The organism is Rhodococcoides corynebacterioides NBRC 14404 (assembly GCF_001894765.1).
GTDB classification, from domain to species: Bacteria; Actinomycetota; Actinomycetes; order Mycobacteriales; family Mycobacteriaceae; genus Rhodococcoides; species Rhodococcoides corynebacterioides.
The window spans coordinates 100045-114895 of sequence record NZ_BCWV01000002.1; the positions used below are offsets into that span (position 1 = coordinate 100045).

The window sequence follows — 14851 nt, forward strand, 5'->3', positions numbered from 1 at the left end:
TCGTGGTGTCAGCGAACGGATCGCACGCGGAGGACCGCCAGCCCTCCGGCGACGATGAGCACTCCGGAGACGGCGAACAGGACGTCGAAACTGCCGGCGAACACGGCGACGAGACCGGTGCCGAGCAGCGGGCTGACGGCCGGGGGGACGGTGAGCGCCACGTTCATGATTCCCAACTCCTTACCGCTGTTCTCGGCGTCGGGAAGTACATCGGCCCCGAGTGCCTGATCGACTCCCATGTAGCACCCGTATCCCGCGCCGATCACGGCGATGGCCGCGACCGCCGACATCACGGTGTCGGAGCACATCAGGATGACCGCGGCGGTGGCCTGGACAGCGGCGGAGGCGACGATGAACGGCTTCCGGCGCCCGACTCTGTCGGACAGCCATCCGCACAGCACGGACACGCTGAGGACGCTGGCGATGTACGCGACGGTCATGCTCAGGAGCGCAGTGTTCGGATTCGCCAGGCCCAGGTCGAACTGGATGAAGAAGATCAGCAAGCTCGTGGCCAGAGCGTTCCCGAGATTCACGGTGACACGGCCGATCATGGCCCACCGAAAATCGTGGACCCTCAACAACTGCCGCGTGGTCGGAGCGTTCCGGTCGACCACGACCTGTCGTCGCGGTGCCGCGGGCTCGGTCCTCGACGACAGCACGAACGGCGCCGCGCAGACGCACAGCAGCACGGCGAGGAGCGGATAGGCGACGGGTGCGGTCAAGGTCAGCACCGCCACCGATCCCAGGCCGACGATGAGGCCGACGGCCTGAGCCATCGACATCACCCCCGCGACGGTTCCGCGTTGGCGGTGGGGGACGCGATCCTTGATCAACGCCGTCAGCGCCGCCGTGACGGCGCTGAATCCCAGCATCGCAATGCACCACCACACCGCGATTCCGACGACGCTGCGTTGTCCCGCGAGCATCACGAGCGCCGCGGCGAACACGATGACGCCGATCGCGATCCACGGTCGACGACGACCGAACGGACCGTGAGTGCGGTCGCTGAGTGCTCCGGCGGCGGGCAGTCCCAGTGCCATGCAGAGCGCCGAGATGCCGGACACCGCCCCGAAGTCGACGACGCCGGTCAGCCAGTCGACGTCCGTGCCCGGCGTCGTGGCGGCGGCGATCTGCAAGGGGAGAACGAACTGGAACGGGGTCAGCTGAGCCATCCAGACACCGGTCCACACCAGGCCGAAGGTCCAGCACCACCGAGCGCCCACGCTGCCGGCCGTCCTCGACGGCGTCCGCACCAGATCGGTCATCGTCGGGAGACTTCGTGAGCGGTGGTTCTGCGGTGCAGTTCGGCGATCGCGTCGATCACCTCGTCCCTCGCCGCGCGGGCGCTCGGCACCCCGTCGGCGAGTTCGAGCCAGCCGTGCACCAGGTTCGGGTGCGGGAGGTAGGTCACCGCCACGTCGGACTCGGCGAGTCTGCGGACGTACTCCAGGCCGTCGGGTCGCAGCGGATCGTGGCCGGCGGTGGTCAGCAGAGTCGGCGGCGCCGACAGCGGATGCGGGTTCAGGAGCGGAGCGAGACGCGCATCCGGCGTCCGGTCGCCGCGGTAGACGGCCCAGAAGTAGTCGATGTCGTCGCGATCGAGTCCGCGACCGTCCAGCGATCGGTCGTCCGAATTCGGAACTGCCAGGCCGGGATAGATCAGAACCTGAGCATCGACGGAGGTGGTCGCAGCGATCGATGCGGCGAGGTTTCCTCCTGCGCTGTCGCCGCACAGCGCGATCCACTCGGCCGTCGCGCCGACGTGGCTCACCACGGCGGCACAGTCGTTCCAGGGCGCGGGGTAGGGGTGCTCCGGGGCGAGTCGGTAACCCACCGAGACCACCTCGAGCCCGGTGCGTTCCGCGACGAGACGCGGGAACGCATCGTGCGTGTCGAGATCGCCGAGCACCCACCCCCCACCGTGCAGATACACCAGCACGTGGCCGCGGTGCCGCGGGTCGCTCGGCGTGTACCGCCGGACCGGAACATCGTGCTCGGGCGACGGAACGACCTCGTCGACAACGGTTCCCGTGAAGTCGCCCGGTTCCTGCCGGAACATGGTCACGTAGTCGCGGTAGTCGGCTCGCTGGCGGTCGGGCTCGGTGCTGCTCCGTCGCGCCGGCTCGAGCTGGGGGAGGAGCTCGGCGACATCGGGGGCGATGGGAACCCGTGGTTCGATCATCGGACGGCCGCGGATCGCGGTGCGTCGGTTGCCGCGTCGATCGTCCCCCGAGCCGGCAGCACTCGTGCCGCGGTCTCGATCCACTCCACGACGCGGTGGTACCGGGTGGGAAAGACACGAGCGACGATGTCGGGCACCGTCGCACTCGCGCCGATGAGTACCCGTGGTCGGCGCCGTGCGATTCCCGCCATGACGATGTCCGCGGCTCGCTCCGGGGCGATCGAGAGGACCTTGTCGAATTCGACGTTCGCCTCTGCCGCGCGTGCTCGTTCGTCGTCGGTCATGTTGGTGCCGAGGCGTGCCGACAACGCGATGCCGGTCCTGATGCCACCGGGGTGTACGGACGTCACTCCGATTCCCGCCGGCGCGAGCTCGGCGCCGAGGGCTTCGGTGAAGCCGCGGATGCCGAACTTGCTGGCCGAGTACGCGACATTCCCCGCCGGGGCCACCAATCCGAAGACGCTGGAGACGTTCACGATGTGCGACCCGCTGTTGCGTCGCAGCGTCGGAAGCAACTCTCGCACGAGGTCGATCGGTGCCAGGAGGTTGACGGCGAGAAGCCAGTCGACGTCCTCCTTGGAACACTGCTCGAACGAGCCGCTGAGTGCCACCCCGGCGTTGTTGACCAGCAACCGGATTCCGGGATGCGCCTCGGCCAGTGTTCGACCGAGGCGGTGGACACTGTCCGACTCGCTCAGATCCACCGTGTACGAGGTGATCTCGCGTCCCGGATGGCGAGTGGTCAGTTCCGCCGCCAGCGCATCCAGGCCGGCGGCGTCGCGGTCCACCAACACCAGTGCGCTCCCACGCGAGGCGAGACGGCGAGCGAGTGCTCGTCCGATGCCGCCGGCCGCTCCGGTGACGACGGCAGTTCCTCGGAAATCGAACTCAGACATGGGTTTCCTCCGCAAGGGCGTGGGTCGTGGTGGGGGTGATCGAGGTCGGGCCGCTGCCGAAGTGCAGCGCGGGATCCGCAGCGAAGCCGCGGCGGAAGACGCCGATGTCGCGCAGGTAGTTCTGATGCAGGCGCCACGGCGCGCGGTCACCCTGGTGGGGAAACGCCGCGATGCCTCGCTGGACGTAACCCGACCTCAGATCGACGAAGGGCCGTCGGCGCAGGTCGGCCGGTGCTCGGGGAACCACCCGATCGACGCCGTGGGTGTCGAAGTGCACGAGCAGTCGTGCGACGGTCTTGCTGACCAGGTCGGCCTTGAGGGTCCAGGAGTTGTTCGTGTACCCCATCACGAAGTTCAGATTGGGCACGCCCGAGACCAGCATGCCCTTGTAGACCGCCGAATCGGGTAGTGAGACGGGCCGACCGTCCACCGTGACGTCCAGTCCGCCCCAGGGCATCATCTCCAGACCGGTGGCGGCGACCACGATGTCGGTCTCGATGACCCGACCCGAGGTCGTGAGAATTCCGTCGGGTACGAAGCGCTCGATGGTGTCGGTCACCACGGACGCCCGCTTCTCCCGGATGGCCGTGAACAGGTCGCCGTCCGGTACCACGCACACGCGTTGGTCCCACGGGTCGTACGGGGGTGAGAAGTGCTCGTCGACGTCCAGGTGGCCACCGAGCTGCTTCTCGAGGTCCCGGCGGATCGTCCACTTGGCGAGAGCGGGCCACCGCTGTGCCACTTCGAACGAGAGAACGTTCCCGACGACGTTCTTCCAGAACATGATTCGGCTGACCGCCTTGTCGGGCAGAGGCAGTCGATGCAGGAGCGTCGCCAGCGGATCCGTGCCGGGCAGGGACACGATGTAGGTCGGCGTGCGTTGGAGCATCGTCACGTGCGCCGCGTCGGCGGCGAGAGTGGGGACGAGAGTCACCGCGGTGGCACCGCTGCCGACGACCGTGACCCGGCTGCCCGTCCAGTCGAGATCGGCCGGCCAATGCTGTGGTGAGACGATGCGCCCGGTGAAGACGTCCTCGTCGGCGAAGGTCGGGCGGTGGGCCCGGTCGTAGCGGTAGTAGCCCGTGCACACCGAGAGCCAGCGGCACCGGAACGACACCGTCGTCTCGCTCCCGGTGGGTCCCGTCGTGGTGGCGCGTACGGTCCACAAGCCCGTGACGCTGTCCCACGACGCCGACTGCGCGCGGTGCCCGTACCGAATGTGCTTCTCGACGCCGTACGCCGCGGCGGTGTCCCGCACGTATCGGAGTATGGACGGGCCGTCGGCGATCGTTCGGGGATCGCTCCACGGCCGGAACGAGTACCCCAGGGTGTACATGTCGGAGTCGGATCGCACTCCGGGATAGCGGAACAGATCCCACGTTCCACCCGACGCATCGCGCGCCTCCAGGAGAACGTAGGTACTCCCCGGTCTCTCCCTGGTCAGTTGGCAGGCTGCGCCGACACCGGAAAGACCCGCCCCGATGACGACGACGTCGACCACGGGCGTTCGGTCGATCTCACGGGCAACGAGCGGTGGATTCTCGACGGTCATGAACATGTCCTTTGCGGTGGTCTCGGTCGTGGTGGATGCGGTCACCAGACGTCGCCGACGTAGCGGTGGTCGCGGCGCAGTGCGGCGATCCATTCCGCGGCGGCAGCATCGGTTCTCGCACTGTCGGGGGCGCAGCGGAGGTAGATCGTCCGCAGGGCGTCGTCCACGCCCGCACCGAGTCGGGCGGCGTCTCCGCAGACTCGGAGGTGCGCGCCGCGCTGCAGTTCCGACCACACGTGGTCGGCGTCGGCGACCATGCGGTCCTGGGCGAATCGGTGACCGTCGACCGGGGCGTAGGTGTAGGCGGGCCGCAGGGAGACGACGCCGTCTCGTTCGGCCTCCTCGAGTTCCGTGCGGTGCAGGAAGTCGACATCGGGGTGGTCGCAGCCGAAGTACAGAGTGAGCGGCGCCGAGGGCGGTGTGTCGGCCACCGGGTCGCGGCGGTCGGCGACCATGCCCCGGAACGGCGCCAGTCCCGTCCCGGCGGCGACGACGATCGCGCGCTGGTCGAGAGGTAGGCGGAATCGGTCGTCGCACGGGACCACCCGGGCTGCGATCGTGTCACCGGCCACCAGGCCGGCGAGATGGCAGGACGTGACTCCGCGGTACCGAGTCGCCTCGGGGTCCGCGCGGTGCGGGGAATCGACCACGGACACCATGAGATCGATCGTGTGCGGGTCGGTTCTCGGCGACGACGAGATCGAGTACCGCCGCGGCTCGGCGGCCGGAAGCAGGCCCACGAGCGACTCGACGGTCATCTCGACGGAGCGATACTGCTCCAGCAGATCGAGAACGGTGACGGACCGGGCGGTGACGGTGTCGGCGAAGTCGCCGTCGCTCGACGTCGCGAGTCGGTCCAACGGTGCCCGTTCCGGAGGGCACGGGCACGCCGCTGCGAGGCGCTCGACATCGGCTCGGGAGGCGGGCCGCTGGAGTTCGACGTAGTCGCGCAGCAACACCGCCACCGTGACCGGACGGTCGGTGGGGAGAGAACCGGCGCCCCAACTCGATGTTCGGACCGTCACTTCGGCATCGGGGTCGAGGCCCAGGCGCTCGACCACGCGAGTCACCAGCTCGGGCGGATTGTGGGCCAGGACGGCGAGGTGATCCCCCGTGCGGTACCGCGTGGTGTCCGGAAGCTGCACTCGGAGGAAGTGTTTCGGGCGACCCAGCGGATGTGTCGTGTCCACCATCGGTCGTGATTCGAGCACGGTCATCGTCGCGAGACCGTGGTTGCGTAGACGCAGCTCGGCGAGAGGCGCCACCGGGTGAACGGTGACGAGACCGGCGGATCGACGTTCCTGCTTCTCGTCGTGCGACTGCTCGGCGGAGGCGCCGCCGAGCGCCGCCGTCAACTGCGCGCACCAGTCGCGGACCACGGTGCCGAAATCGCCTCCCACATCGGCTGCGCCGCGCGGCACGAGCTCCGTGGCACCTGCTCGCGCCAGCTCTCGACCGATGGTGGCCGGCACGTACTGGTAGGTGTCGGCGTAGCTGCGGTCACCGATCCCGAGGACGGCGACCGGGAGTCCGTCGATCGACCCGGGCTCGAGCGACTGCATCCAGTCGTAGAACGCGGCCGCGTCGTCGGTCGGTCGACCGTTGTAGGAGGACGCGACGATCACCACGGCGCTGCCGGGTGCGAGGTCGGGGATCGTCGAGATCGCGTCGTCCAGCGGTGCGGTGGCGGTGTCGAAGCCGCGTGCGTCGAGAGCCGCGGACACCTCGCGGGCGATCGAGGCCGACGTCCCCAGGTTGGATCCGTGGAAGACCCGGACGGTCTCGATGTCCGCGCGAGGCGCTGGGGCGGAGGCGGTGTCGCTCGGCGGGGCCGGCGTCGGTGCCGTGGCGGGTGTCCGGTCCGCAGGTCGGCGCAGCCGCGGTGTCAGGCCGAACCCGTCGGGTTTGATGGTGAGCGTGATTCCGATCGTCAATCGGTAGTTCGACGTGTCGTCGAGCGAGAACCGGTGGATGAGCATGCCGAGCACCAGAGTGGCTTCGTGAAGGGCGAATTGGCGGCCGATGCAGGCCCGTTCGCCGTGCCCGAACGGTTTGTAGACGTGGCCCGGGCGGCGTTCGGTGGCCTCCGCCGAGAATCGGTCGGGGTCGAAACCGTGGACGTTCGGACCCCACTCGGGTTGCCTGTGCAGGGCCGGGATGAAGACGGTGACGGCGTCGCCGGGGCGGAGTTCGTGTCCGTCGCCGACGACCACGTCTCGGTCGGGGCTGACGGCGAAACCGGGCGCGGTCGGCCAGAGGCGCAGCGCCTCGTCCAGAACCTGTCGCACGTAGGTGAGACGACCGACGTCCTCGTACGAGGGGTCGATGTCGTCGTCGCGCCCCCAGACGCCGTCGACCTCGCGTTGTGCGCGCTTCAGGACGGCGGGGTGCTTGCTGAGGTAGTACAGGGCGAACGACAGTGCTGCGCCGGTGGTTTCGTGGCCGGCGATCAGGAACGTGACCACCTGGTTGCGGATGTTGAGGTCGTCGAGCAACTCGCCCGTATCGGGATCGGCGGTATTGAGCATGCGGCCGAGCAGGTCGTCGTCACGGGTCGGGTCGGTCCGACGGCGCTGTTCGATCAATTCCGTGATCAACGCCTGCATGGTGTGCAGGTCCTCCGCGTAGCGCCGGTTGCCCGACAGTCGGAGCTTGTTGACGAACGGTGGCAACTCGTTGAGCTTCTGCGCATGTGTGAGCGCGCCGATCATCGCCTCGACGAACGGGTGAACGGCCTCGCCCGTGAACGAATCGAAGTCGTATCCGAAGCCACACATCCCGATCGTGTCGAACGTCAAGCGGGTCATGTCGCGCGAGACATCGACGGGCCGGTCCGACTGCGCCGCACGTGTCCACGACGCGATCAGGTTCCGCGAGGCACCGACCATCTTCTCGTGGTAATTGCGCATGGCCTGGCGAGTGAACGAGGGCATCAGGATGTTGTGCGCCTTGCGCCAGTTCGGTTCCTCGTTGAACGCGGTGAACAGTCCGTCGCCCCCGATGTCACGCAGGGTGACGAGGTCCGTGTGGACGAGTTTCGCGAACGCGTCGTTCCCCAGAATCTCGGCGACGAGGTCGGACCCGGACACGATGATCTGTTCGTCGCCGAAAGCGCGGAGCCGGAAGATCGGACCCATCACCTCGCACTCGTCGAGCAGGTGCTCGATCGCGCCGGAGCTGCGGGCGATCTGCAGGGCATGGCCGATGTAGGGGAGCGACGGACGTTCCGGGATTGGCGTGGGGGTCATGGTCAGCTGCTGGGTCATGAGACGTTCCGATCGACGAGACCGTGTGGATGTGACCACGCTAACAGCAAGTTGTTCACTTGACCATGTCAGTTGATCAAATTTCTGTCGAAGGGGTGTCGGCGGACCTCGAAGGGGTGCGAGGGCGCCCCTATACTGGGCAAATGGCACACGTCCCGGCGGCCGAGCGCCGCACGCAACTGGTCGACGCCGCGATCGACCTCCTCACGCGCAGCGGACCGGCCGCGGGGAGTACGCGGGCGATCGCCAAGGAACTCGGGGTGCCGCAAGCGACGCTGCACTACGTGTTCGGCTCCAAGGAGGAGCTGTACCGAGCGGTCATCACGGCTCTGACGGACGACCTCGTGTCCTACGTACGCGGTGTCGAGGTGCCGGCGGGGGACACGTTCACCGCGAGTGTGCGTGTGTTCACCGATCGGTTGTGGCGCACGGTGATCGAGCAGCCGGGCAAGCACCAACTCCTCACCGAACTCGGATTGGTGGCTCTTCGGTCACCGCAACTGCGCGAGATCATGGAGGAGCACCGCCGGACGGTCGACGCGGTCACCGCAGAGGTCATCGGAAACACCGCCGCGGAGTTCGGTCTGACCCCCGCCACGGACACGACCGTGGTGGCTCGGTTCTATCTGGCCACGATGGACGGACTCATCGCTCAACATCTGACATCGCCGAATGCGGAATCGGAGGAGGCGTGCCTCGCCATCCTCGTCGACTCGCTCCACGGCATGGTGACGCACGGAGCCGTCCTCCCGTCCCCGGCGTGACCCGACATGACCTATGTTGAGGGTCGACGTCGTCCGGGGGGTACGAGATGGATCGGTTCGAGTTCGTCGTCGAGAGCACGGTGTGCCGCGCCGACCTGTACCTACCGGTCGGAGGCGGTTCTCCACACCCCGTGACGGTGGTCGGCCCCGGTTTCGGTGGCACCAAGGAGGTGCTCTACCCGCCCTACTGCCGCGATCTGGCCGACCACGGGATCGCCGTGGTGGCGATCGACTATCCGGGTTTCGGGGACAGCGACGGAACGCCGCGCCAGCACATCGATCCACCGCACCAGGCGCGAGCTCTCTCGGCAGCAATCGACGCGGTGGCGAACGACCCCCGCTTCGCCGCCGACCGAATCGGCGTCTGGGGTTCGAGTCTGGGCGGTGGGCACGCGCTGGTGATGGCGGCGCGTCACCCCCGAGTGGCGGCTGCGTGTGCTCTGGTTCCGTTCATCCGCTATCGGCCGTCCTGGCCGCCTCGCCTCGACCTCGGCGCGGAGATCGTCCGCGACCTGATCGCGCGGATGCTGGGTCGGCCGGCGCGTCACGTGCCCGTCGCCGGTCCCAGCGGCTCGCTCGCGGCGATGGCCACCGATGGCGCCCTCGAATGGATGACCGACATGGCATCGCCGGCAACCACGTTCGTGAACTCGGTGACCTCGGCGTCGCTGGTGAACATGCTGCGGTGGTCGACCGCCGCCGATGCCGCACGCGTTCGCGTTCCGCTTCGAGTGGTGCTGGCGACCGACGACTCCATCACCCCCGCCGCCATGGTGCGTCGCGCACTACGTCGCGTCGACGGAGTCGACTACGTCGAGTTCCCGAACTCTCACTTCGAGGTCTTCACCGACCACGCCGACGAGGTCCGTCACTTACTGGTCTCCTGGTTCGTCCGGACCCTTCTCGACCCGCCGTCGACTCGATCGCGCAACCCGTCGTGACGTGACGACGTCGTGGGGGCGTGCATAGACCGCGCTGCGGGTGCCGTCGATGTCGTGCACGACGAGCACGACGGTGCGCCCCGGTTCGTCGGCCGCGCGTCGGAGATGACTCATCATCGCCACCGAGTGCTTCTGGTCCAGGTTGTTCAACGGTTCGTCGAGCAGAACGTACGGAGTGTCCTGTGCGAGGACCATGGCGACGAACGCGCGCCGGCCGCTGACCACCCGACCCCTGGTCGACGTAGCGCCCGGCGAGGGCATCGAGATGCAGGAAGTCGAGCGCACGGTCGACCTCCGCATGATCCCGAGCGGTGAGTCGGCCACCGCAGTGGGGAAACCTGCCGAACGAGACGAGCTCACGAATGGTGACCCGCGCGGTCAGCGTGTTGTCCTGACGCAGGATCGACACGATGCGGGCGTGGCACGCCGGCCGCCTAGCTGTAGCCGCCGACAGCGTGCGTGCGGTGTCGGATGCGCTCGTCCGCTTCGGCGGCCGCCGCGATGCAGTCGGCGCGCCCGCTCGGGTCGGTCATGTCCCGCTCGCAGGTCTCGGCGAGTCGAGCGAGGTGCATCGACACCCGCGAGGCCACATCCGGTGACGTCGTCGCCGTGCCGATGCGCTCCGCCGCACGGATTCCGGCGCGAACAACCAGGGGGCTGCTCATCGCGTAGAGGCGCACCGCGTCGAGTACGTGGTCGACGCACTCGGTGACGCGGACGTGCGTCGTCACCAGGCGAGGTCGCCTGTCGAAGGTCCGCACCGCGGGGGGCGTCGGTCGGCTCGCGAGGCGGGCCAGTTCGGACGAGAGATCGTCGAACGCGTTGCGTGCGGTGTACGGGTCGTTGGTGCCGGTCGAGAGCGCACGGACCGCGATCTCCGTGAGCTGCTCGACGGCGAAGAGGATGTCCTGGCGGGGCGTCCGATCGTCGCCCAGGTCCACCAGTTCGCGCACCGTCGCCACGACGTCGGAGGTCTCGGCCCCGCCGTGTATGTCGACGACAGGATCGCCGTCCAGCACGTGGTCGCCCGCGCGACAGCGCAGGACGAGGGTCAGGTCGTGACGCGTCGCGAGTGCGACTGCAGCCGTGTCGTCGATACCGAGTACCACCCCCGCCCGAGTCGCGCGGACCGTCGCCCGACGGGGCGGCAGAGTGGCCTCCGCGATGTCGGCGAGACCCGTCGGCGGGTCGTCGGGGTGCAGCAAGTCGACCGCGTCGCGGAGTTCCTGACGCACCCGTGCGGACAGCGTGCCCGCCTGAACGGACTGCGCGATGTGGTGGATGAAATAGACGAGAACCCCCACGTCGACGACGGCGAGCAGGACCGCGACGTTGACCGCGATGTCGGGGACGAAGGTGTCGCCGTCCGCATCGAGCGAACGGATCGACCGCAGGACCGTCAGGGAGTACAGGAACGTGGCTCCGAAGATGCCGAGGACCACCTGATTGCCCTGTCGGCCATGAAATTGCGAACCAGGCGTGGGCCATAGGTGGAGCTGGTGGTGGCGAGAACCGAGATGGTGATCGAGAACGACGTCGCAGCGACACCGAGCAAGGAGCCCCCGATGGCGCCCAGAATGTCCCGGCTCCCGCTGGCCCCGACGTGATACAGCAGCGAGTTGCCGATCACGACGCCGCGATCGAGCAGGGCGCAGTCCAGCCGAAACAGGGCCTGCGCCATCAGGAGTGCGACCACGCCGAGCGCCGCCGGCACGAACCAGAACGTCTCACGCAGCCGAAGCCACCGCTGTCTCATCCGCACAGTCTGCGGCCGCCGTGACCGAGAGCGGCACGCGCCGTGCCGGGAACACGCGGTCCGGTTCGACTGCAATCGATGCGGGGCATCCACCGGTCATGGCAGACAACGGTCGCACCCTCACCCTCCACCTCGGTCACGACGAGCTCGTGATCCGCCGCAAGTGGGAGACCGCCAGCATCGTCAACGACGTCCTGGTCGCGCTGTGGTTCGTGATCGGCAGCGTCCTGTTCTTCTGGGAGTCCACGACGACGGCGGCGACGTGGTTCTTCCTGGTGGGCAGCCTGCAGTTCCTCGCTCGACCGGTCATTCGCCTGAGTCGGCGTCTTCACCTGCGGCGCATCGGCTCCGACGACGGAGGGGCGTCGGCGGACTTCTGACCGCGCGATGAGTTTCGGTCCGCCGACGTGTCTGTCCAGTGACAGGCTCCGGACACGTCGACGAAGGGAAGGCCCATGGCGAAGCGCGACGAACACGTTGCGGCGCTGACCGCGCAGCAGAGGCAGGCGTCGGTGGCGGTACTCGAGGCGTTGTCGGAGACCGGGTGGGACCAGCCGACCCCGTGCGAGGGGTGGACGGTAGCTCACCTCGCCGCACACCTGTCGATGTCGTTCCGGGTGGGCATGCCTGCGGTGATACTCGCGATGCTGCGAGAACGCGGGAGTTTCGATCGGGCGGCAGACCGCCTCGCTCGTCGCGATGTCGCGCGGATGGACCACGTCGAACTGGTGGCCGCCCTTCGAGACAACATCACCACCGCGTGGAGCCCACCGGGCGGAGACCTCGTCGATGCGCTGTGCCACGACGTCGTTCACGGACTCGACCTGACGGACGGACTCGGACTGCCCGCGACCGCCACGGAGGAACACCTCGACATCGTTCTGCGCACTATCGAGTCGAGGAACCGGATGGCCTACTTCGGCGCGGATCTCGCCGGCCACGCACTCCAGGCGTCCGACCTCGATTTCCGTATCGGAGAGGGCGACACCGTCGTTCTGCCGGCAACGGTGATCGTCATGATTCTGACCGCCCGCGAGAGCGTGTACGACCATCTCGAGGAATGACGGGTGTGCCGGCGCCGTACTGGGGAGCGGGACCGTGCAACCGTCGTGGCGTGTACGCGAGCGTGGATTCAGCCGGGTTCGACCGCGGGCGGCAGGGGGCGACGGATCCGATCCATGTCGGTGGGCTCGACGACGTCGAAGGGAACGTCGCGGTCGGTTACCGGGTCCGCAAGTGCAGGAAGGTCGGCCCCAGAGGCAACGCGGTGGCCGGTTCCGTCAGGGATACGTCAAGAAGTGCCGCGGCGTGTCAGGAGTACGTGAAGGCCACGCAGCTACGCGGCGTCCGACGCTAGACATGATGCATGACAACGACTTTCGCTGCCGATCTCGTCGTCGCTCCGTACAGCGATCCGGGACACCGGATGCGCCGCGTCGCCCCCGACGTCGGGTGTGCCGTGTCCGCCCGCGCGCTCGTCGACCGTGACGTACTGCTCTGGGTCCAGCGCAGCGCCACCACCGTTCTCGTGCTCGACGACACCGGTCTCGACCTGGTGCAGTCGGTGAGCGTGCGTCCGAATCAAGTCGTGTTCCGCGCGGGCGACTGCCCGGACTCGATCCGCCGAGCGGTGCATCACGGAATCACGCGGTTCATCGTGGGCAGGCAGGAGCACGTCGATCACCTGGTCGAGTACGCGCGGAGAACGACCTTCGTCTATCTCGGACCCGACCTTCCCTCGGTGTCGCCGACTCGCAGAATCGTCGTGGTCGGCCTGCACGCCGACACCGGCCCGTGCGGCAACTCCGCCGACTGGGCGAACGCTGCCGAGCACGCGCTCTGCCGGACCGCGCAGGCGAGGACCCTGGGCACTCCCGCTCACAGGATCGTGCTGAGCCGGTCCGCCGGCACCGTGGTTCCGCTCTCGGTCGAGCGGCTCGACTCGATCGTCCGCGCGGTGGACGAGGCTCTTCGCCAGGGCTGCGCTCGATGGCGACTGGCGCGCCCCGCGGTGACGATCGCTGCGCTGTAGCCGGATGATTGGGAACTGCGACGACGAGGCATTCCGGTGGGTGACCGCCGTCATCGGCGGGACCACGGGACGACGGGGAGGCGCGCCGAGCGCATGAGCACCACCAACGAGTACGCAGTGCAGGACAAGGTCATCGTCGTCACCGGCGCCGGATCGGGGATCGGACGAGCCATCGCGCGTGCCTTCCTCGCCAACGGCGCGATCGTCGTCGTCACCGGCCGCCGTCGCGAGCCTCTCGAGGAGACCGTCACGGACGCCCACGACGGGCGTGCGCTGGTCGTCGCGGGCGACGTGTCGCGTCGTGAGGACGTCGAGACGCTGGTGGCGACGGTGCTCGAGACCTACGGACGGATCGACATCGTCGTCTCCAATGCGGGAGTCCACGACGGCGGCGGTGACATCACCGAGCTCACCGACGAGGACTGGGCTCTGCTGCGCGGGGTCAACATCGACGGCTTCCTCCACCTCGCTCGGGCGACGCTGCCCGAATTGGTGCGGTCGGGTGGGAATCTCGTCGCGGTCTCGTCGGTATCGGGCATCGCCGGGGACTGGGGGCAGGCTGCCTACAACGCGTCCAAGCATGCGATGACGGGGTTCGTGCGTTCTCTCGCACTCGATTACGGCGGTCGCGGTGTGCGCGTCAACGCGGTACTGCCCGCGTTCACGCTGACCGAGATGACCGCGGGGATGGCGACGGACGAGGAGTCCCTGGCGCCGTTCGTCGACCGAATCGCCCTGGGCCGGCCCGGGGAGCCCGACGACATCGCTCCCGCCGTGCTGTTTCTCGCATCCGACGATGCGCGGTACATCACGGGTGCTCTGCTCGCCGTCGACGGTGGCACCAGCGCATCGACAGGGCAGCCCCACAGGGAGTAGTCGATCTCCGACGCCCCTGTGCGCCCGTCATGTTCAGGGCAGCGGGGGCTGAATGTCTGCCGGTGCGCGTGCGGTGTGTGCGCTACCGTTGTCGTGAGGGAAAAAGTGCTGCAGCTGCAACTCGTCTGGGGGTGGTCGCCGGCGCTCGCCGCTGCCGGAACCGTCGCCCAGGTGGCCGTGCTGCTCGCCACCGGCCGAGTCGTCGCCCCGCTCGTACAGCGACTCGGGGCGACTCGCGCCGCGGAAGCCGGTGCCGTCGCCGTCGTCGCCGGACTCGTGGTGTTCTCGGCCCTGGCGAGGTTCGGCTATCCATTCGTGCTGATCGCCCTGGCGCTCGTCGCAGCCGGGATGCGCGTCGTCGGTACGGTGGCCGGTCACAACGTGCTCGCCGGGCTCCCGGAGAATCGAACGTCCGTCGGTGCGGCACTGGTCGACACGGTAGGAGAACTGGCCACCGCCGTCGGCGTCGGGATCGCCGGCACCGTCCTCGCTGCCATCGCCGGCGGTGCCGTCGACGCGGTGACCTCGACACGCGGTGGGGCGAGTTCGACGCAGGCCGCAACGGAGGTGGCAGGCGCGGTGATCG

The 14851-nt window shown here is 68.4% G+C and carries 11 protein-coding genes and 3 pseudogenes; 6 read left to right on the forward strand and 8 right to left on the reverse strand.

What is annotated here, in order from left to right; translation table 11 throughout:
* Positions 1 to 8: 8 nt before the first annotated feature.
* Genes RC2_RS01770 through RC2_RS01790 form a run of 5 tightly spaced genes read right to left on the reverse strand, consistent with a single transcriptional unit; the run spans position 9 to position 7896 of the window.
* Positions 9 to 1265, reverse strand: a complete 1257-nt coding sequence (locus RC2_RS01770; protein WP_068148147.1) for an MFS transporter — start codon at positions 1263 to 1265, stop codon at positions 9 to 11.
* A complete protein-coding gene (locus RC2_RS01775) occupies positions 1262 to 2182 on the reverse strand; it encodes an alpha/beta hydrolase (protein WP_139277243.1) in 921 nt (306 codons plus the stop codon). The genes RC2_RS01770 and RC2_RS01775 overlap by 4 nt, the downstream gene beginning before the upstream one ends.
* The gene (locus RC2_RS01780) at positions 2179 to 3078 is read right to left on the reverse strand and encodes an SDR family NAD(P)-dependent oxidoreductase (protein WP_068148142.1); all 900 of its coding nucleotides are present in this window, start codon (positions 3076 to 3078) and stop codon (positions 2179 to 2181) included. Before RC2_RS01780 ends, RC2_RS01775 begins: the two co-directional genes overlap by 4 nt.
* Positions 3071 to 4630: a flavin-containing monooxygenase gene (locus tag RC2_RS01785; RefSeq protein WP_082895505.1), complete on the reverse strand. Its 1560-nt coding sequence runs from the start codon at positions 4628 to 4630 to the stop codon at positions 3071 to 3073. The genes RC2_RS01780 and RC2_RS01785 overlap by 8 nt, the downstream gene beginning before the upstream one ends.
* A gap of 41 nt (positions 4631 to 4671) precedes the next feature.
* A complete protein-coding gene (locus RC2_RS01790; RefSeq protein ID WP_068148137.1) occupies positions 4672 to 7896 on the reverse strand; it encodes a cytochrome P450 in 3225 nt (1074 codons plus the stop codon).
* 143 nt (positions 7897 to 8039) lie between these two features.
* On the opposite strand from RC2_RS01790, the gene RC2_RS01795 reads away from it, so the two are divergent.
* Together RC2_RS01795 and RC2_RS01800 are read left to right on the forward strand one after the other, a co-directional pair.
* Complete coding sequence (locus tag RC2_RS01795; protein ID WP_068148136.1) at positions 8040 to 8660, forward strand: TetR/AcrR family transcriptional regulator; 621 nt, start codon at positions 8040 to 8042, stop codon at positions 8658 to 8660.
* Between the two features lie 41 nt (positions 8661 to 8701).
* A pseudogene (locus RC2_RS01800) lies at positions 8702 to 9601 on the forward strand (alpha/beta hydrolase); the annotation flags it as partial.
* A 45-nt stretch (positions 9602 to 9646) separates the two neighbouring features.
* Here RC2_RS01800 and RC2_RS19150 read toward each other — a convergent pair.
* A pseudogene (locus tag RC2_RS19150) lies at positions 9647 to 10019 on the reverse strand (ATP-binding cassette domain-containing protein); the annotation flags it as partial.
* Positions 10020 to 10035: 16 nt separating this feature from the next.
* A pseudogene (locus tag RC2_RS01810) lies at positions 10036 to 11357 on the reverse strand (DUF2254 domain-containing protein).
* Positions 11358 to 11455: 98 nt separating this feature from the next.
* Between RC2_RS01810 and RC2_RS01820 the strand changes: the two are divergent.
* The 4 genes from RC2_RS01820 to budC all read left to right on the forward strand — a co-directional run bounded on the left by RC2_RS01820 (position 11456) and on the right by budC (position 14265).
* The gene (locus tag RC2_RS01820) at positions 11456 to 11737 is read left to right on the forward strand and encodes a YrhK family protein (RefSeq protein ID WP_068148123.1); all 282 of its coding nucleotides are present in this window, start codon (positions 11456 to 11458) and stop codon (positions 11735 to 11737) included.
* A gap of 75 nt (positions 11738 to 11812) precedes the next feature.
* Positions 11813 to 12421 carry a maleylpyruvate isomerase family mycothiol-dependent enzyme gene (locus RC2_RS01825; protein WP_068148120.1) on the forward strand — a complete coding sequence of 203 codons (609 nt, stop codon included), beginning with the start codon at positions 11813 to 11815 and terminating at the stop codon, positions 12419 to 12421.
* 302 nt (positions 12422 to 12723) lie between these two features.
* A complete protein-coding gene (locus tag RC2_RS01830; RefSeq protein ID WP_068148117.1) occupies positions 12724 to 13389 on the forward strand; it encodes a hypothetical protein in 666 nt (221 codons plus the stop codon).
* 93 nt (positions 13390 to 13482) lie between these two features.
* Complete coding sequence (budC, locus tag RC2_RS01835) at positions 13483 to 14265, forward strand: meso-2,3-butanediol dehydrogenase (protein ID WP_068148115.1); 783 nt, start codon at positions 13483 to 13485, stop codon at positions 14263 to 14265.
* Positions 14266 to 14298: 33 nt separating this feature from the next.
* Here budC and RC2_RS18580 read toward each other — a convergent pair whose 3' ends face one another.
* A complete protein-coding gene (locus RC2_RS18580) occupies positions 14299 to 14643 on the reverse strand; it encodes a hypothetical protein (protein ID WP_068148112.1) in 345 nt (114 codons plus the stop codon).
* Between the last annotated feature and the right edge of the window lie 208 nt (positions 14644 to 14851).

Bases quoted from the DNA above. Each gene is read 5' to 3' on its own strand.
- RC2_RS01770 (WP_068148147.1), bottom strand. From the start codon at position 1,265: ATGACCGATCTGGTGCGGACGCCGTCGAGGACGGCCGGCAGCGTGGGC.
- RC2_RS01790 (WP_068148137.1), bottom strand. From the start codon at position 7,896: ATGACCCAGCAGCTGACCATGACCCCCACGCCAATCCCGGAACGTCCG.
- RC2_RS01830 (WP_068148117.1), top strand. From the start codon at position 12,724: ATGACAACGACTTTCGCTGCCGATCTCGTCGTCGCTCCGTACAGCGAT.
- RC2_RS01785 (WP_082895505.1), bottom strand. From the start codon at position 4,630: ATGACCGTCGAGAATCCACCGCTCGTTGCCCGTGAGATCGACCGAACG.
- RC2_RS01795 (WP_068148136.1), top strand. From the start codon at position 8,040: ATGGCACACGTCCCGGCGGCCGAGCGCCGCACGCAACTGGTCGACGCC.
- RC2_RS01820 (WP_068148123.1), top strand. From the start codon at position 11,456: ATGGCAGACAACGGTCGCACCCTCACCCTCCACCTCGGTCACGACGAG.
- RC2_RS01780 (WP_068148142.1), bottom strand. From the start codon at position 3,078: ATGTCTGAGTTCGATTTCCGAGGAACTGCCGTCGTCACCGGAGCGGCC.
- budC (WP_068148115.1), top strand. From the start codon at position 13,483: ATGAGCACCACCAACGAGTACGCAGTGCAGGACAAGGTCATCGTCGTC.
- RC2_RS01825 (WP_068148120.1), top strand. From the start codon at position 11,813: ATGGCGAAGCGCGACGAACACGTTGCGGCGCTGACCGCGCAGCAGAGG.
- RC2_RS01775 (WP_139277243.1), bottom strand. From the start codon at position 2,182: ATGATCGAACCACGGGTTCCCATCGCCCCCGATGTCGCCGAGCTCCTC.